This is a genomic window from Burkholderia singularis (genome assembly GCF_900176645.1).
Lineage (GTDB): Bacteria > Pseudomonadota > Gammaproteobacteria > Burkholderiales > Burkholderiaceae > Burkholderia > Burkholderia singularis.
The window spans coordinates 1-15540 of sequence record NZ_FXAN01000091.1; the positions used below are offsets into that span (position 1 = coordinate 1).

A 15540-nucleotide genomic window follows, 5' to 3' on the forward strand; every position below is an offset into this window, starting at 1 on the left:
CCCGCCGGCTCGGCTGCGGCAGACGGCGCGGCGCAGCGTTCGTCGGCATCCCCCGCGCCAACGGCGGGTTCGCCGGCGGCCAATCCAACGGCAGCGGATGCCGCGCAAGCCGCCTCGCCGGCGGTTCGCCCGGCAGCGGCTGACCCGGCTGCGGCCAGCGCATCCGGTGCGGCTTCATCCAGCGGCGCGGCTTCATCCGCAGGCGCGGCGTCCGCACCGCCGGCATCGAACGCCGCCGCATCCGGCCCGGCTGCGCCCGCGTCGGGCGCGAAGCCCGGCTCGCCGCCCCCCGGCTTCGGCGCGCAGCCCGATTTCGAGACGTCGCGCCCACCACCGGCCAACGCCGCATCGCCCGCGCCTCCGGCCTATCTGAAGCAAAGCGACACGCCCTGGTCGGTATTCGGCCGGATCGTCGCCGCGCGTGCGCGCCGGCTGTTCGACCGGGCGGGCCAGCGGATCACGCAGCGCACGCTGCGCATCGGCGTGTCGGCGCGGATCTTTCATCCGGAGCCGGGCGCGCCCGGGTTGCGCGGCAAGACGTTGCAATATCTGGAGGAGTCGATCGCGCACTGGGTGATGTCGCGCGACGTGCTGGTGTTCATGATTCCCACCGTCGGCCATCAGGGCATGCTGCATCCGAGCAACATCCGGCTGCGCGATTACGCGAAGCATCTCGACGGCCTCTTGCTGCAAGGCGGCGCGGACGTGTCGCCGCAAACCTACGCGGCCGCCGACGCGCGCCCCGAATGGCCGGGCGATCGCGTCCGCGACATGTACGAGCTGGAGCTGCTGCACGAGTTCGTCGAGTCGGGCAAGCCGGTGCTCGGCGTGTGCCGCGGCTGCCAGCTCATCAACGTCGCGTTCGGCGGCACGCTCTATCAGGACATCGCGAGCGACGTGCCGACGGCGGGCGCGCATGTCAGCGAGCGCTACGACCAGCATCGGCACGCGATCCGTTTTCCGAAAGGCTCGACGCTCGTCAACATGTTCCCTGGCCGGCAGGAGGCGATCGTCAATTCGATCCATCACCAGGCGATCCGCGATCTCGGCCGCGATTTGAACATCGAGGCTGTGTCCGCGGGGGACGGCATCATCGAAGGCATCCGGTATCGCCGCGCGCCGTTCGTGGTCGGCGTCCAGTGGCATCCGGAATTCCACCGCGCGGGCGGCCCGGAACTGCTCGATTGCACGCCGCTTCTCGATACGTTCCTGCGGGCCGCGCGCGATACGCGGCTGTAATCGGGCGGAATCGGTATTCGGCAAACGGGCCCGTATCTTGCGGGTTCGCGATGAATATGGCGCGTTCGGACGAGCGCGTGGACGGCGGATCGCATCGTGACGCGATCCGCCGTTTTCTTTTTGAGCGTGAGTCTGCCGTTTGTCGTAAACGTGAAAGATATTCGTCGGCCATTCGTTACTTCACGTTTGCCTGCGGCTGCGTGAAAGCATCTGCCATGCAACAAGCTCCGGGAAAACCCGTATCAATCTGCACGCTTCTGTCGTTTTCATCGCTTTTCTAGCGTATTTCGTGCATCGATGTGCGTCGTTTTGACACATCCGTCGACGGTTCGCAGTAAGATGACGGGTACTGTGCAGCGCGTTCTCGCGCCTGCACCGTCCCGGCAAGTGCCGGGCAAGAAACACAATGTAATCGCGCCGTTCGCCGCTCGTCGGGTGAGCGGCGCCGCCTTATCGAGAGAGACATGACTTCCGCGTCCCCCGCCCTCCAGCAGGAATCCAAGGCCAGGACCGTGTTCCGCGTCGTCAGCGGCAACTTCCTGGAAATGTACGATTTCATGGTTTATGGCTATTACGCTTCCGCGATCGCCAAAACCTATTTTCCGAACGGCGATGCGTTCGCGTCGCTGATGCTGTCGCTGTCGGTATTCGGCGCGGGTTTTCTGATGCGCCCGGTGGGCGCGATCGTGCTCGGTGCGTACATCGACCACCACGGCCGCCGCAAGGGTCTGATTTTGACGCTCGGCCTGATGGCGCTCGGCACGCTGACTGTCGCGATGACGCCGGGCTACGCGTCGATCGGCATGCTCGCGCCGGTGCTCGTGCTGCTCGGGCGGCTGCTGCAAGGCTTCTCGGCGGGCGTTGAACTGGGCGGCGTGTCGGTGTATTTGTCGGAGATCGCGACGAAGGGCCACAAAGGCTTCTATACGTCGTGGCAGTCGGGCAGCCAGCAGGTGGCCGTCGTATTCGCCGCGCTGATCGGCGTGATGCTGAACCGCGCGCTGCCTGCCGAGCAGATGACGGCGTGGGGCTGGCGCATTCCGTTTTTTGTCGGCTGCCTGATCGTGCCGTTCCTGTTCCTGATCCGCCGCTCGCTGAAGGAGACCGACGAGTTTCTCGCGAAGCGCCACCGGCCGAGCATGGGCGAGATCATGAAGTCGATGCTCGCGAATTGGGGCACCGTGCTCGCCGGCATGGGGATGGTGATCATGACCACGGTGTCGTTCTACATGATCACCGCTTATACGCCGACGTTCGGCAAGGAAGTGCTGCATCTGTCGGCGATCGACGCGCTCGTCGTCACCGTGTGCATCGGCATCTCCAACCTGATCTGGCTGCCGCTGTCCGGCGCGCTGTCCGACCGGATCGGCCGCCGGCCGGTGCTGATCACGTTCACCGCGCTGACGATCCTCACCGCGTATCCGGCGATGCAGTGGCTCGTCGGGGCGCCGTCGTTCGCGCGGCTGCTGGCGGTCGAGCTTTGGCTGTCGTTCCTTTACGCGTCGTACAACGGTGCGATGGTCGTCGCGCTGACCGAAGTGATGCCGGCCGACGTGCGCACGGCGGGCTTCTCGCTCGCGTACAGCCTCGCGACGACGATCGGCGGCTTCACGCCGGCCATCTCGACGCTGCTGATCCACGATACCGGCAACAAGGCCGCGCCGGGCCTGTGGCTCGGTCTCGCGGCGATCTGCGGGCTGATCGCGACGCTGGTGCTGTACCGCTCGCCGCATGCGCGCAATCAGTACAAGACGACGGGATGACCGAACGGGTGGCCGGGGCATCGATAGGGTCGCCCGTCATTCGCGGCAACGAAGGGCGGGGCGCGTGAGCGCCCCGTTTTTTATGAGCGGCATGGCCATGGGCCGTGCAACGGGCGTCGTATGTGACGGCGAACGCCGCCGGGCCGAAGGGGCGATGCGTGACGGCATGGCGTGCGGCAATCCCGGGCGGCTTGGCCGGCGCCGATGCTTGCGCCGCCGGGATACGCGCGAATAAACAGCGGCACGCCGGCCGCGAACGTTATTCGACCGCTTGCCGCCCGCGCCGCGCCGCGGCGAGCGATGGCGCGTTGCCGGGCGCGGCCGCGCGTTGGCCGATCTCTGCGGCGATCGTGGCGACGACTTCCTGCCAGCACCCCGGAGCCGGTTGCCGCACGAGCCGCGCGCCCGGATACCACGGACAGTCGTCTGCCGTGCTCCACCGCCAGTCTGCCGCGAACGGCAGCATCAGCCAAAGCGGTTTGCCGAGCGCACCCGCGAGATGCGCGACCGCCGTGTCGATCGACACGACGCCGTCGAGCTTGTCGATCAGCGCGGCGGTTGCCGCAAAGTCGGTCAGGCCGTCGAGCCGGTGGACGCGCGCGGCAGGCGCCGCGTCGAGCCACGCGCGATCGGCATCGGGCAGCGCCGGCTGCAGCACGATCCAATCGATGTCGGCCAGTGCGAACAGCGGCGCGAGCGCCGCGAGCGGCAGCGCGCGATTTTCCTGTGTCTGCCGGCTGCCCGACCACGCGATGCCGAACTTGCGTTTCGCGTGCCCGCCGAGCGAGCCGCGAAAGCGGCGGCGCGCGGCCTCGGGGATGTCGAGATACGGCGTGTTCGACGGAATCGCGTCATATTCGAGGCCGAGCGCGAACGGCAGGCTCAGCAGCGGGCAGACCAGATCGGCGCCGCTCGCGTGCTTGGCCGCAACGCTGTCGATGCCGCTCGCGATCACGCTCACGCGCCAGCGCGTCGCCATCGGCTCGATCAGCGGCAGCAGCTCCGGCTGCACTTGCAGGATCAGGCGCGCGCAACGCTCGCGCGCGAGCGGCACGAGCCGCACGAACTGCAGCGTATCGCCAAAGCCTTGCTCGGCGCACACGAGCAGCGTGCGCTCCGGGATCGGCTCGCCTTGCCAGCGCGGCAGCGGCCCGAGGGGCGCCGCGCCCGGCAGCGCGTGGCGCGCTTCGTAGGCGGGCAGGCCGCGTGCGAAGTCGCGCAGCGTAAGCAGCGTGACCGCGCGATGCATTTGCGCGAGCGCGTGCGCGGGATCGAGCCGCAGCGCCTGATCGAATGCGCGCAGTGCCATCTCGTATGCGCCGAGCGCGTGGTGCGCGGTACCGAGATTGAGCCAGCCGAGCACGAACGACGGATCGAGCCCGGCCACGCGCTCGTAGTGCGGCAGCGCGTCACGATGGCGGCCGAGCGCGGCGAGCGCGTTGGCGAGCCCGAAGCGGGCAAGCACAAGCTGCGGCTGCAGCGCGAGGGCGGCTTCGAAGGCGGGCAGCGCATCCGCGTGCCGGCCGATCGCATCGAGCGTGTTGCCGAGATTGAAATGCGCGGCGACGAAGCGCGGCTCGGCGTCGAGCGCGGCCCGAAAGTGCGCGATCGCGGCGTCCGACTCGCCGAGCGCGGCGAGTGCCATGCCGAGATTATTGTGGGCGCCCGCGTGACCAGGGCGTAGCGCGAGCGCGCGGCGAAACGCCGCGAGCGCGTCGCCGTGCCGGCCGAGCGCGTTGAGCGCGTTGCCGAGGTTGTTGTGGATCGACGCCTCGTCGGGCGTGAGTTCGAGCGCGCGCTCGAAGGCGGCGACGGCGTCGTCGTGCCGCTGTTGCGCCGCATAGGCGTTGCCGAGGTTGTAGTGCGCAAGCGGGAAATCCGGCGCGAGCGTGAGCGCGTTGCGAAAGCGCTCGATCGCGTCGTCGAGCCGGCCGAGCGCCTTGAACGCGTTGCCGAGATTGAGTTGCAACGCAGCGTCGTGCGGGCGCAGCGCGACCGCGCGGCCCACGAGATCGGCCGCCTCGCCGTGCCGGCCTTGCTGATGCCGCAGCACGCCGAACAGATGCAGCGCGTCGGCATCGTCGGGGTTGGACGCGAGCGCGATGCGATAGCCGTGTTCGGCGTCGCCGAGCCGGCCGGCGCGGTGGGCAGCAAAAGCGCGGTCGAAAGCGGATTCCATGACGCGAGACGGGCAATAAACCGCATATTTTCCCATACATCGATTCACCTCGGCGGATTCGCCGTCATATCGCTGCACAGTGGATGTGGCCGGGCAGCGGGCGTAGACTGACGGGTGCCGCGTATCGACGAGGTCTTCATGGCAGTCGTTCCGCTCGCTATTGCTCCTGTCCTGATTGTCGGCGCCGGGCCGACCGGGCTTGCCGCCGCCATCTGTCTGGCGCGTGCGCGCGTGCCGGTGCGCATTGTCGACCAGGCCGCGCAGCCCGCGCGCCATTCCCGCGCAATCGGCATCCAGGCGAGAACGCTCGAGCTTTTCGAGCAGCAGCGCGTCGTCGAGCCGTTCGTCGCGCTCGGGCATCGCGCCCGCGTGGCGACGCTGTATTCGGGCGGCCAGCAGATCGCCCAGCTCGATTTCGATCCATTGCAAACGCGTTATCCGTATCTGCTGTTGCTCGATCAAAGCATCACCGAGCGGCTGCTGACCGAGCATCTCGCGAGCTTCGGCGTCGAGGTCGAGCGCAACGTGGCGCTCGTGCACTGCGCCGATCCACGCGGCACGCTCGAAGTAACGCTCCGGCACGGCGACGGCCGGCAAGAGCAAATGCAGCCGTCGTATGTCGTCGCGGCGGACGGCGCGCACAGCGCCCTGCGCCGTCTGCTCGATATCGAGTTCGCCGGCCATGCGTTCGAGCAGACCTTCATGCTTGCCGATCTCGACATCGCAACCGGCTGGCCGGACGACGAAATTCATCTGTTTACGACCAGCGAAGGGATCGCCGGATTGTTTCCGATGGGTGGCGGCCGCTACCGGCTCGTCGCCGATCGGCCGCCGCGCAACGGCGCGCTGAACGACGAGGGCGGACCGTCTCTCGAGCTGTGCCGCGACGTCGTGCGCGCGCGCGTGACGCCTGGGCTCGAACTCGGCGGGCTCGCGTGGTCGTCGTATTTTCATCTGCATAGCCGGATGGTCGCGCAGCTGCGCCACGGGCGCGTGTTTTTCGCGGGCGATGCGGCGCATGTGCACAGTCCGGCGGGCGCGCAGGGAATGAACACAGGCATTCAGGAGGCGTTCAATCTTGGCTGGAAGCTCGCACGAGTGCTGATAGGCAACGCGCCGGACCGCTTGCTCGACACCTACCACGCCGAGCGTCATCCGATCGAACGCGACGTGCTGCGGCAAACGGGTTTCGTCACGCATGTCGTCGAAGCGGATCGCGGGCCGCTCAAGCTGCTGCGCGAGCATGTCGTCCCGATCCTGTCGTCGTTCGGCCCACTGCGGGATGCCGCCCGCCGCACGCTGAGCGAGCTTGCACTCCAGTACCGAAAGAGCCCCTTGACGCTCGAACGCGCGCTCGATGGCGGCCCGCGCGCCGGCGAGCGCGCACCGGACGCGGTCGTGCGCGTGCTCGACGGGCCGCTCGGGCAGGCGCCGGGTGTCGCAACGCTGTTCGATCTGCACGACCCCGCGCATTTCACGCTGCTCGTGCTCGAGCAGCACGCGCCGGGCGACGATGCGGCGGCGCCTGCCGATACGCATGGCCACGCGCTCGCCGTTGAACTCGGGCGCTCGATGCCCGCTGCGGTGCGCTGCTGGCGCGTGACGGACGCCGAAGGCGACGTCGCGCCATCGCTGGCTGACGGATATGGGCGCACACGCCCGGCGTTTTATCTGCTGCGGCCGGACGGCTATGTCGCCGCTCGCGGCCGGCCGGCATCCGACGCGAGCGCGCTGTTGCGGCACTGCGAGACATGGTTTTCGGGGATGCGGTTGCGAACTTGACCGGCGGCGAGTGGCTCATGCGCGACCACCGGGCGCGACCGCTGCCGGTCGCCACTACGCGGTGATGACCGGTAACGCAGTGGTTCGCGCACGACGCTGCAATCCGCGAGCATTTGCGTTACGCTTGCCGCTTCCACTCGTACCGTATGAACCGGGGCACTGCTTCGGCATGAGATTCCCATGAAACTCCTGTCTCATCTCGTCATCGCGTCCATTGCGGCGGGCGCGCTCGTCACCGGCGCGAGCGTCGCGTTCGCGCAGAACTCCCCCGGCGTGCCGGGCGGCATCCTCAACGATCAGTTTCGCTTGAATGAGCATCCGCAGATGCAATTCGCCGCATCGGCCGCGACGAAGAAGTATCAAACCGGCAAGAAGTCGGAATTGCGCAAGAAGGGCGATTTGGGCGATCCGAACGGATGCAACCTGAAGTGCCCGATGGATTGACCGTGCGTGCGGCTTTGCCCGGGCGATCAAACGCAGCGGTCGCTCATGCTGCGTTTGCGCTGTCGTTCGTGAGCCGGCGCGCGCCGATGGCCGATTGTTCGACAGTGTGATTCAGGGCGATCGATCGTGCGCCGCGTGGCATTGGGCGGCGCCATATATGGCTTGGCGTCCGGAGCAGGGTGGCGCGGCCGTCGCGCGTGCTTGGCGTTGCCGGTAGCCGCCGGGCGGGGCTGCCACGCGTATGCGGTGCGCACGCTTGAATAAGCGAAAGCCGCCGATGAACTGAGTTTGTCGCGCGATGGTGAAAATGAAAAAGGCCGGAGTATTCTCCGGCCTTCGGCAAATGGTGGAGCCGGCGGGAATCGAACCCGCGTCCAGAAGCGGTCCACGACCAGTTCTACATGTTTAGTTCTGTCTTTTGATTTAACCGCTGCGACGCGGACGAACACGCTGCGCAACGGCGATTCGCTAGATTTTCGACCCGGGCGTCGCGACGCCGCACGGGCTTAACTGACGTATATGACCTCTGGCGGTATTGCTACCGGTCTTGCGACACTAGCCCGTCAGTGAACTAGGCAGAGGACGGCGGCCCTTAGGCTGCCAGTGCGAACGTATCGTCGTTTGCAGTTACGTTTTTCCCATTGATTAACGAGGTGACGGGTCCTCGACATGCCCTAGCCGCTTCGCAACCCCTGTCGAAACCAGGTCGGCCCCAAGCGGATCATCCATTATAGCGTAACCGGCTCAAAAGCTGATGCAGTTCAGCCGTCGTTTCGACGAGATGTTGCGCGCGCCAATCGGCAGGCGCGATATCGTTGCCGCAATAGCCGTATGCGGCGGCGACGGTCGGCATGCCGGCCGCGCTGCCCGCTTGGATATCGCGCAGGTCGTCGCCCACGTATGCGATGTGCGCGGGCTCGAGTGCGAGCCGCTGTGCCGCGTACAGCAGCGGCGCGGGGTGCGGTTTCGGATGCGATGCGGTGTCGCCGCTGACGATGCACGCGGCGCGCTCGGCAAGGCCGAGTTGCGCGACGAGCGGATTGGTCAGACGCGCGGCTTTGTTGGTGACGATGCCCCAGCGCACGCCGCGCGCATCCAGATCGTCGAGCAGCGCGCCGATGCCGGGAAAGAGCGTCGTGCGTACACATAGATCGGCCGCGTAATTCGCGAGAAATTCTTCACGTAGTGCGTTGAATTCCGCGTCGGAAGGCGTGATGCCGAACGCCCCGCCGATCAGGCCGCGCGCGCCCGCCGATGCAAGCGGGCGCAATGCATCGAGCGGCGTTTGCGCAGCGCCGCGCGCGTGCTGCATCTTGTTGACGGCGGCGGCGAGGTCGGGCGCGGTGTCGGCCAGCGTGCCGTCGAGATCGAACAGGACAGCTTCGCAGGCATCGAGCGGCGACGCGTCGTCAAGCGAGGTGGCGAAGGAGGGAAGCGATGCGGACATGGGCGGGAAGCGGATGCGGAATGGAATACGCGTGACGGGCAGCGCTTACGCGCTACGGCGGCACGCGACGAGATAGTTGACGTCCGTGTCGTTCGACAGCGAGAAGCGCTTGGCCAGCGGATGATAGGTGATGCCCTTGAGTTCGACGAGGTCCAGGCCGCTCGCGCGCACGAAGCCCGCAAGCTCCGAAGGACGGATGAACCGCGCGTAATCGTGGGTGCCTTTCGGCAGCATTTGCGCAATGTATTCGGCACCGATCACCGCAAGCAGATACGCCTTCAGATTGCGGTTCAGCGTCGAAAAGAACACCCAGCCGCCGGGCTTCACGAGCGTCGCGCACGCAGCCACGACGTTCGCGGGCGACGGCACGTGTTCGAGCATCTCCATGCAGGTGACGACGTCATAGGCGCCGGGCTCGCGCGCGGCGAGCGCTTCGGCCGAAATCGCTTCATAGTCGAGCGTCACGCCGCTCTCGAGGCTATGCAGATCGGCTACACCGAGCGCTTCGGTCGACAGGTCGATGCCGAGCACCTGCGCGCCTTTTGCCGCCATCGATTCCGATAGGATGCCGCCGCCGCAGCCGATATCGACCACGCGCTTGCCGGCAAGAGGCGCATGTGCTTCGATCCACGCGAGGCGTACCGGATTGAGGTCGTGCAGCGGCTTGAATTCGGCGTTCGGATCCCACCATTTATGGGCGAGATCGCTGAATTTCTGGAGTTCGTGCGGATCGGCGTTCGTCATATCGGCAAGCAGAGTACGGGGGCGGGCAGCCAAGCCCATCAAGCCCCGAGTATATAAGGGGGCGGGGAGGGCTGCCACTGGCGCGCCTGTGCGAAGCGGGCGCCGGAATAAAAAAGCCCCGCCGAGGCGGGGCTTTGAAGCAGTCGCAACCGTGGGCTTATTGTGCCGGAACGGTCGTCTTCTGCACTTCCTGCGTACCGACCACTTCGACTTCCACGCGGCGGTCCGGTGCGAGGCAGGCGATGAGCTGCTTGCGGTTCTTCTGGCGGCAGGTGTTGCCCGTGACCGGGTTGCGCTTGCCCTTGCCTTCCGTATAGACCTTGCTCGAGTCGACACCCTTGCTGACGAGGTACGACTTGACAGCCTGTGCGCGGCGCAGCGACAGACGGTCGTTGTACTTGTCCGAGCCGATGCGGTCGGTGTAGCCCGTAGCCACGACCACTTCGACGTTCATCTGTTGGATCTTTGCGGCCAGTTCGTCCAGCTTCTGCTTGCCGAGCGGCTTGAGCGTCGCCTTGTCGAAATCGAACAGCGCGTCAGCCGAATACGTGATCTTCTGGCTCGAGATGACCGGAGCCGGCACGACCGGTGCCGGTGCCGGAGCTTGGGTGACCAGCGCGCCATCGCATTTCGCGTTGGCGGTTGCCGGCGTCCAGAAAGCATCGCGCCAGCAAAGCTCGTTCGTGCCGTTCATCCACACCCATTCGCCCGTGCCATTCACCCAGTTGTCGTTCACGGCTTGTCGCGAAGCCGGCACCGACTGCGCCGACGCCGATGCAGCCATCACTGCGGTAGCTGCAATGAACGCGAGCTTTGAAAGTTTATTCATATTTCTCCTCTCGAAATTGAGATTACCGCAGGTTTACTGCGAGCCTGTAGACGATGACAAGTCATACATTGCTCGGAGTATAACATTGGTGCGGTACAAAAAACGCGGCACCGCTCTGTCTAGACTTCGAGCAGCGTCTAACTTTCAGTGCGTTGGCATTTTGCCATATGGTTCCCTTGCCGCGAAAAAAAATCCTCCCCACCCTAACATCGCTTAGTCGAATGTGGCGCATGTGCAACACCGGCTGACGTATGTTTAAGAAATTGTCAAGTGCATTGATGCGAAGCGGTGGCCATCGATGTTGCCGGTCTGTCGGCGCATGATTTGTGTTTTTTTGTGCGGGCGCTAAAAAACGTCCGCCGCGGGCGAACGGAATGTCCGTCTTTCTTATATAGCAGGGAGCGGGTGGGGCCGCATGCTAGAATCCAACGTTACGTCGCGCGAGCGGCGTTTATGCGATAGGCGGTCCCGTCTTCGCCCCGAAACGATACGGATACATGGATCAATTCGCCAAAGAGACCCTGCCCACCTCCCTCGAGGAGGAAATGCGCACGTCGTATCTGAATTACGCGATGAGCGTGATTGTCGGACGCGCCCTGCCGGATGTCCGCGACGGCTTGAAGCCGGTGCATCGGCGTGTGTTGTTTGCGATGCACGAGTTGAATAACGACTGGAACCGGCCGTACAAGAAGTCCGCGCGTATCGTCGGCGACGTAATCGGTAAATACCATCCGCATGGCGATACCGCGGTCTACGACACGATCGTGCGGATGGCCCAGGATTTCTCGCTGCGCTACATGCTCGTCGACGGTCAGGGCAACTTCGGCTCGGTCGACGGCGACAACGCGGCCGCGATGCGCTACACCGAAATCCGGATGGCGAAGATCGGCCACGAGTTGCTTGCCGACATCGACAAGGAAACGGTCGATTTCGGCCCGAACTACGACGGCAGCGAGACGCAGCCGCTCATTCTGCCGTCGCGGATTCCGAACCTGTTGATCAACGGCTCATCCGGGATCGCGGTCGGGATGGCGACGAACATTCCGCCGCATAACCTGAACGAAGTCGTCGATGCGTGCCAATACCTGCTGAACAATCCGCAGGCGAGCATCGACGAGCTGATCGAGATCGTGCCCGCACCGGATTTCCCGACGGCCGGCATCATCTACGGCGTCGCCGGCGTGCGCGACGGTTATCGCACCGGGCGCGGACGCGTCGTGATGCGCGCGGCGACGCACTTCGAGGAGATCGACCGCGGCCAGCGCATGGCGATCATCGTCGACGAGCTGCCGTATCAGGTCAACAAGCGTTCGCTGCTCGAGCGCATCGCCGAGCTTGTCAACGAGAAGAAGCTCGAAGGGATCTCGGATATCCGCGACGAGTCGGACAAGAGCGGGATGCGCGTCGTGATCGAGTTGAAGCGCGGCGAAGTGCCCGAGGTCGTGCTGAACAACCTGTACAAGTCGACGCAGTTGCAGGACACGTTCGGCATGAACATGGTCGCGCTCGTCGACAATCAGCCGAAGCTGCTGAATCTGAAGGAGATCCTGCAGCACTTCCTGTCGCATCGGCGCGAAGTGCTGACGCGGCGCACCGTCTACGAACTGCGCAAGGCGCGCGAGCGCGGCCATGTGCTCGAGGGCCTGGCTGTCGCGCTCGCGAACATCGACGAGTTCATCGCGATCATCAAGGCCGCGCCGACGCCGCCGATCGCCAAGCAGGAGCTGATGGCGCGCGCGTGGGATTCGGCGCTCGTGCGCGAGATGCTCACGCGCGCCGAAGCCGAGAATTCGGCGGCGGGCGGCCGCGCGGCGTACCGGCCCGACGGCCTGTCTCCGGCGTTCGGCATGCAGGGCGACGGCTTGTACAAGCTGTCCGATACGCAGGCCCAGGAAATTCTGCAGATGCGTCTGCAACGGCTCACGGGGCTCGAGCAGGACAAGATCATCGGCGAATATCGCGACGTGATGGCGCAGATCGCCGATCTGCTCGACATCCTCGCGCGGCCGGAGCGGATCACGACGATGATCGGCGACGAGCTGAGCGCGGTGAAGGCCGAGTTCGGCGATGCGCGCCGCTCGAAAATCGAGCTGAACGCGACCGAGCTGAACACCGAAGATCTGATCACGCCGCAGGACATGGTCGTCACGATGTCGCACGCGGGCTACGTGAAGTCGCAGCCGCTGTCCGAGTATCGGGCGCAAAAGCGCGGCGGGCGCGGCAAGCAGGCCACGCAGATGAAGGAAGACGACTGGATCGAGACGCTGTTCATCGCGAACACGCACGATTACATGCTGTGCTTCTCGAACCGCGGCCGTGTGTACTGGGTCAAGGTGTACGAGGTGCCGCAGGGCTCGCGCAATTCGCGCGGCCGGCCGATCGTCAACATGTTCCCGCTGCAGGACGGCGAGAAGATCAACGTCGTGCTGCCCGTCAAGGAGTTCTCGGCCGACAAGTACGTGTTCATGACGACCGCGCTCGGCACCGTCAAGAAGACGCCGCTCGAGGCGTTCAGCCGGCCGTTGAAGAAGGGCATCATCGCGGTCGGCCTCGACGATGGCGATTATCTGATCGGCGCGGCGATCACCGACGGCGCGCACGACGTGATGCTGTTCTCCGACGCGGGCAAGGCGGTGCGTTTCGACGAGAACGACGTGCGTCCGATGGGGCGCGAGGCGCGCGGCGTGCGCGGCATGCAGCTTGACGAAGGCCAGCAGGTGATCGCGATGCTCGTCGCGGAGGACGAGGCGCAGTCGGTGTTGACGGCAACCGAGAACGGTTTCGGCAAACGCACGCCGATCACCGAGTACACGCGCCACGGCCGCGGCACGAAGGGGATGATCGCGATCCAGACGTCCGAGCGCAACGGCCGCGTCGTGGCTGCGACGCTCGTCGACGCCGAGGACCAGATCATGCTGATCACCACGGCGGGTGTGCTGATTCGCACGCGCGTATCGGAGATCCGCGAGATGGGCCGCGCAACGCAAGGTGTTACACTCATTAGTCTCGATGAAGGCACCAAGCTTTCGGGCCTGCAGCAGATCGCCGAGGCGGATGCCGATACCGATACCGATACCGACGACGAAGCGGCGGAAGGGGGCGACGCCTGAGTCAGGTTGTAGCTTCGAGTTGCCGCCCGGGCGGTGCGCACGCGAAAAGAGCGTGTGACGCGGCAGGGACGGCGTATAAACTGTGCATATTTCCATGAAGGGAGTCATGATGCAAAAACGATTCAAGCAACTGGTCCTGCTGGCAGCGATGGTTCCGGCGTTCGCGATGGCGCAGTCGCTGTCGAACCAAGCTGCGACGCCGGCGGCCGCTGCTCCGATCGACGCTGACAAGAAGGCGGCTATCAAGGATCTACTCGATGCGATCGACGCACCGAAGCTCGTGTCGGCGATTGCGAACAGCGCCGAAATGCAATCGAAGCAACTCGTGCCGGCGATCCTGTCGGACGCGCTGTCGGAAAACAAGACGCTGAACGACAAGCAGAAGCAAGCTGCGGTCCCGACGCTGCAGAAGAACGCGGTGCCGAAGCTTGTCGACAACGCCGGCAAGGTGTTCGGCACGCAGCAGTTCACGACCGATGCGATGCAGGCTCAGTACGACGCGTATGCGAAGTACTACAGCACGTCGGAAATCAAGGATCTGACGACGTTCTACAAGAGCCCGACGGGCCGCAAGTTCATCCAGGTGCAGGACCAGGTGGGCCGCGATGTCGTGAACGGCCTGATGCAGAAATACATGCCGCAGGCGATCAAGGCAACCCGCGACCAGGCCGACAAGGAAGTTGCAGCAGTCAAGCCGGGCAAGTAAGCCGTTTTCGGCCCGCCGGCCGAACCGGACGCAACACCGTCCGGCGTTGGCGGGTTCGGTGTGACAGTGCGATAATGGCCGTTTGCGCGAGCGCGCAAACGGCCATTCCTTTTGCAGCGCGGCTTTTGGCCGGTTTCCGGTCCGCTTGTGCGAGCCGCGTTCCTCCCGAGGTTTTTCACGATGCGCGTCTTTAATTTCTCCGCCGGTCCAGCGGCGCTGCCCGAGGAAGTGTTGCGCCAGGCAGCCGATGAGATGCTCGACTGGAATGGCAGCGGCATGAGCGTGATGGAGATGAGCCATCGCGGCAAGGAGTTCATGTCGATCCATGAGGCGGCGCTCGCCGATCTGCGCGAATTGCTCGGCGTGCCCGCGAATTACCGGATTCTTTTCTTGCAGGGCGGCGGCATCGCCGAGAACGCGATCGTGCCGATGAATCTGCTCGGCTCGCGCGCGACGGCCGATTTCGTCGTGACGGGCTCGTGGTCGCAGAAGTCGTTCAACGAGGCGAAGAAATACTGCACGCCGCATCTGGCCGCCTCCGGCAAGACCGACAGCGGTTATACGCGTGTGCCGGCGTTCTCCGAATGGCGGCTGTCGGATGATCCGGCGTATGTGCATCTGTGCACGAACGAGACGATCGACGGTGTCGAAACGTTCGACATTCCCGATCTCGGCGACGTGCCGCTCGTCGCGGACGTGTCGTCGCACATCCTGTCGCGTCCGCTCGAGATCGCGAAGTATGGCGCGATCTTCGGCGGCGCGCAGAAGAACATCGGCATGGCGGGCGTGACGCTCGTGATCGTGCGAGACGATCTGCTCGAACGCGCGTTGTCGATCTGCCCGTCGGCATTCGAATGGAAGACGGTCGCGCTGAACAATTCGCTGTACAACACACCGCCTACCTACGCGATCTACATCGCGGGCCTCGTGTTCAAGTGGCTGAAGGCGCAGGGCGGTCTCGCCGCGATCGAGCAGCGCAATCTCGAGAAATCGAGGCTGTTGTACGACACGATCGATGCGAGCGGCTTCTATCTGAACAAGGTCGAGAAATCGGCGCGCTCGCGGATGAACGTGCCGTTCTTTCTGGCCGACGAATCGCGCAACGAAGACTTCCTCGCCGGCGCGAAAGCGCGCGGGCTGCTGCAGCTCAAGGGCCACAAGTCCGTCGGCGGCATGCGGGCGTCGATCTACAACGCGGTGCCGATCGACGGCGTCAAGGCGCTCGTCGAATACATGAAGGATTTCGAGCGGCAGCACGCGTGACGCGCATCGCTCATCAGCACCCTTGTTTGGTTTT

11 protein-coding genes and 1 other RNA gene are annotated in these 15540 nt (G+C 65.1%); 7 read left to right on the forward strand and 5 right to left on the reverse strand.

Going from position 1 to position 15540, the window contains the following annotated elements; translation table 11 throughout:
* Together BSIN_RS19755 and BSIN_RS19760 are read left to right on the forward strand one after the other, a co-directional pair.
* A partial coding sequence (locus tag BSIN_RS19755; protein WP_256583891.1) for a gamma-glutamyl-gamma-aminobutyrate hydrolase family protein occupies window positions 1-1239 on the forward strand: 1239 nt, incomplete at its 5' end.
* Between the two features lie 464 nt (window positions 1240-1703).
* On the forward strand, window positions 1704-3002 hold the full coding sequence (locus tag BSIN_RS19760; RefSeq protein ID WP_089341708.1) for an MFS transporter: 1299 nt from the start codon (window positions 1704-1706) through the stop codon (window positions 3000-3002).
* Between the two features lie 259 nt (window positions 3003-3261).
* On the opposite strand, the gene BSIN_RS19765 is transcribed toward BSIN_RS19760, so the two are convergent.
* Entirely contained in the window at window positions 3262-5181 is a 1920-nt protein-coding gene (locus BSIN_RS19765) for a tetratricopeptide repeat protein (protein ID WP_173678720.1), read from the reverse strand.
* 138 nt (window positions 5182-5319) lie between these two features.
* On the opposite strand from BSIN_RS19765, the gene BSIN_RS19770 reads away from it, so the two are divergent.
* Together BSIN_RS19770 and BSIN_RS19775 are read left to right on the forward strand one after the other, a co-directional pair.
* Window positions 5320-6963: an FAD-dependent monooxygenase gene (locus tag BSIN_RS19770; protein WP_089341710.1), complete on the forward strand. Its 1644-nt coding sequence runs from the start codon at window positions 5320-5322 to the stop codon at window positions 6961-6963.
* Window positions 6964-7143: 180 nt separating this feature from the next.
* Window positions 7144-7407, forward strand: a complete 264-nt coding sequence (locus BSIN_RS19775) for a hypothetical protein (protein ID WP_059519037.1) — start codon at window positions 7144-7146, stop codon at window positions 7405-7407.
* 344 nt (window positions 7408-7751) lie between these two features.
* On the opposite strand, the gene ssrA is transcribed toward BSIN_RS19775, so the two are convergent.
* From ssrA to ompA, 4 genes are all read right to left on the reverse strand, one after another.
* Window positions 7752-8121, reverse strand: a transfer-messenger RNA (tmRNA) gene (gene ssrA / locus BSIN_RS19780).
* A gap of 7 nt (window positions 8122-8128) precedes the next feature.
* The gene (gene gph / locus BSIN_RS19785) at window positions 8129-8854 is read right to left on the reverse strand and encodes a phosphoglycolate phosphatase (RefSeq protein ID WP_089341711.1); all 726 of its coding nucleotides are present in this window, start codon (window positions 8852-8854) and stop codon (window positions 8129-8131) included.
* 45 nt (window positions 8855-8899) lie between these two features.
* Complete coding sequence (gene ubiG / locus BSIN_RS19790; RefSeq protein ID WP_059519042.1) at window positions 8900-9598, reverse strand: bifunctional 2-polyprenyl-6-hydroxyphenol methylase/3-demethylubiquinol 3-O-methyltransferase UbiG; 699 nt, start codon at window positions 9596-9598, stop codon at window positions 8900-8902.
* Window positions 9599-9755: 157 nt separating this feature from the next.
* Window positions 9756-10427 carry an outer membrane protein OmpA gene (gene ompA / locus BSIN_RS19795; protein WP_089341712.1) on the reverse strand — a complete coding sequence of 224 codons (672 nt, stop codon included), beginning with the start codon at window positions 10425-10427 and terminating at the stop codon, window positions 9756-9758.
* Between the two features lie 497 nt (window positions 10428-10924).
* Here ompA and gyrA point away from each other — a divergent pair, with 497 nt between their 5' ends.
* From gyrA to serC, 3 genes are all read left to right on the forward strand, one after another.
* Window positions 10925-13537, forward strand: coding sequence for a DNA gyrase subunit A (gene gyrA, locus BSIN_RS19800; protein ID WP_089341713.1), 2613 nt, complete (start codon window positions 10925-10927; stop codon window positions 13535-13537).
* Window positions 13538-13646: 109 nt separating this feature from the next.
* Window positions 13647-14243: a DUF2059 domain-containing protein gene (locus BSIN_RS19805; protein WP_059519315.1), complete on the forward strand. Its 597-nt coding sequence runs from the start codon at window positions 13647-13649 to the stop codon at window positions 14241-14243.
* A 180-nt stretch (window positions 14244-14423) separates the two neighbouring features.
* Window positions 14424-15506 (forward strand): 3-phosphoserine/phosphohydroxythreonine transaminase, encoded by a 1083-nt coding sequence (serC, locus tag BSIN_RS19810; RefSeq protein ID WP_059519048.1) that lies wholly within the window; start codon window positions 14424-14426, stop codon window positions 15504-15506.
* The last annotated feature ends 34 nt before the right edge of the window (window positions 15507-15540 follow it).

What these genes read in the sequence shown, in the direction of transcription:
- BSIN_RS19765 (WP_173678720.1), bottom strand. Translation starts at nt 5,181, where the DNA reads ATGGAATCCGCTTTCGACCGCGCTTTTGCTGCCCACCGCGCCGGCCGG.
- BSIN_RS19760 (WP_089341708.1), top strand. Translation starts at nt 1,704, where the DNA reads ATGACTTCCGCGTCCCCCGCCCTCCAGCAGGAATCCAAGGCCAGGACC.
- gyrA (WP_089341713.1), top strand. Translation starts at nt 10,925, where the DNA reads ATGGATCAATTCGCCAAAGAGACCCTGCCCACCTCCCTCGAGGAGGAA.
- ompA (WP_089341712.1), bottom strand. Translation starts at nt 10,427, where the DNA reads ATGAATAAACTTTCAAAGCTCGCGTTCATTGCAGCTACCGCAGTGATG.
- gph (WP_089341711.1), bottom strand. Translation starts at nt 8,854, where the DNA reads ATGTCCGCATCGCTTCCCTCCTTCGCCACCTCGCTTGACGACGCGTCG.
- BSIN_RS19775 (WP_059519037.1), top strand. Translation starts at nt 7,144, where the DNA reads ATGAAACTCCTGTCTCATCTCGTCATCGCGTCCATTGCGGCGGGCGCG.
- BSIN_RS19805 (WP_059519315.1), top strand. Translation starts at nt 13,647, where the DNA reads ATGCAAAAACGATTCAAGCAACTGGTCCTGCTGGCAGCGATGGTTCCG.
- ubiG (WP_059519042.1), bottom strand. Translation starts at nt 9,598, where the DNA reads ATGACGAACGCCGATCCGCACGAACTCCAGAAATTCAGCGATCTCGCC.
- BSIN_RS19770 (WP_089341710.1), top strand. Translation starts at nt 5,320, where the DNA reads ATGGCAGTCGTTCCGCTCGCTATTGCTCCTGTCCTGATTGTCGGCGCC.
- serC (WP_059519048.1), top strand. Translation starts at nt 14,424, where the DNA reads ATGCGCGTCTTTAATTTCTCCGCCGGTCCAGCGGCGCTGCCCGAGGAA.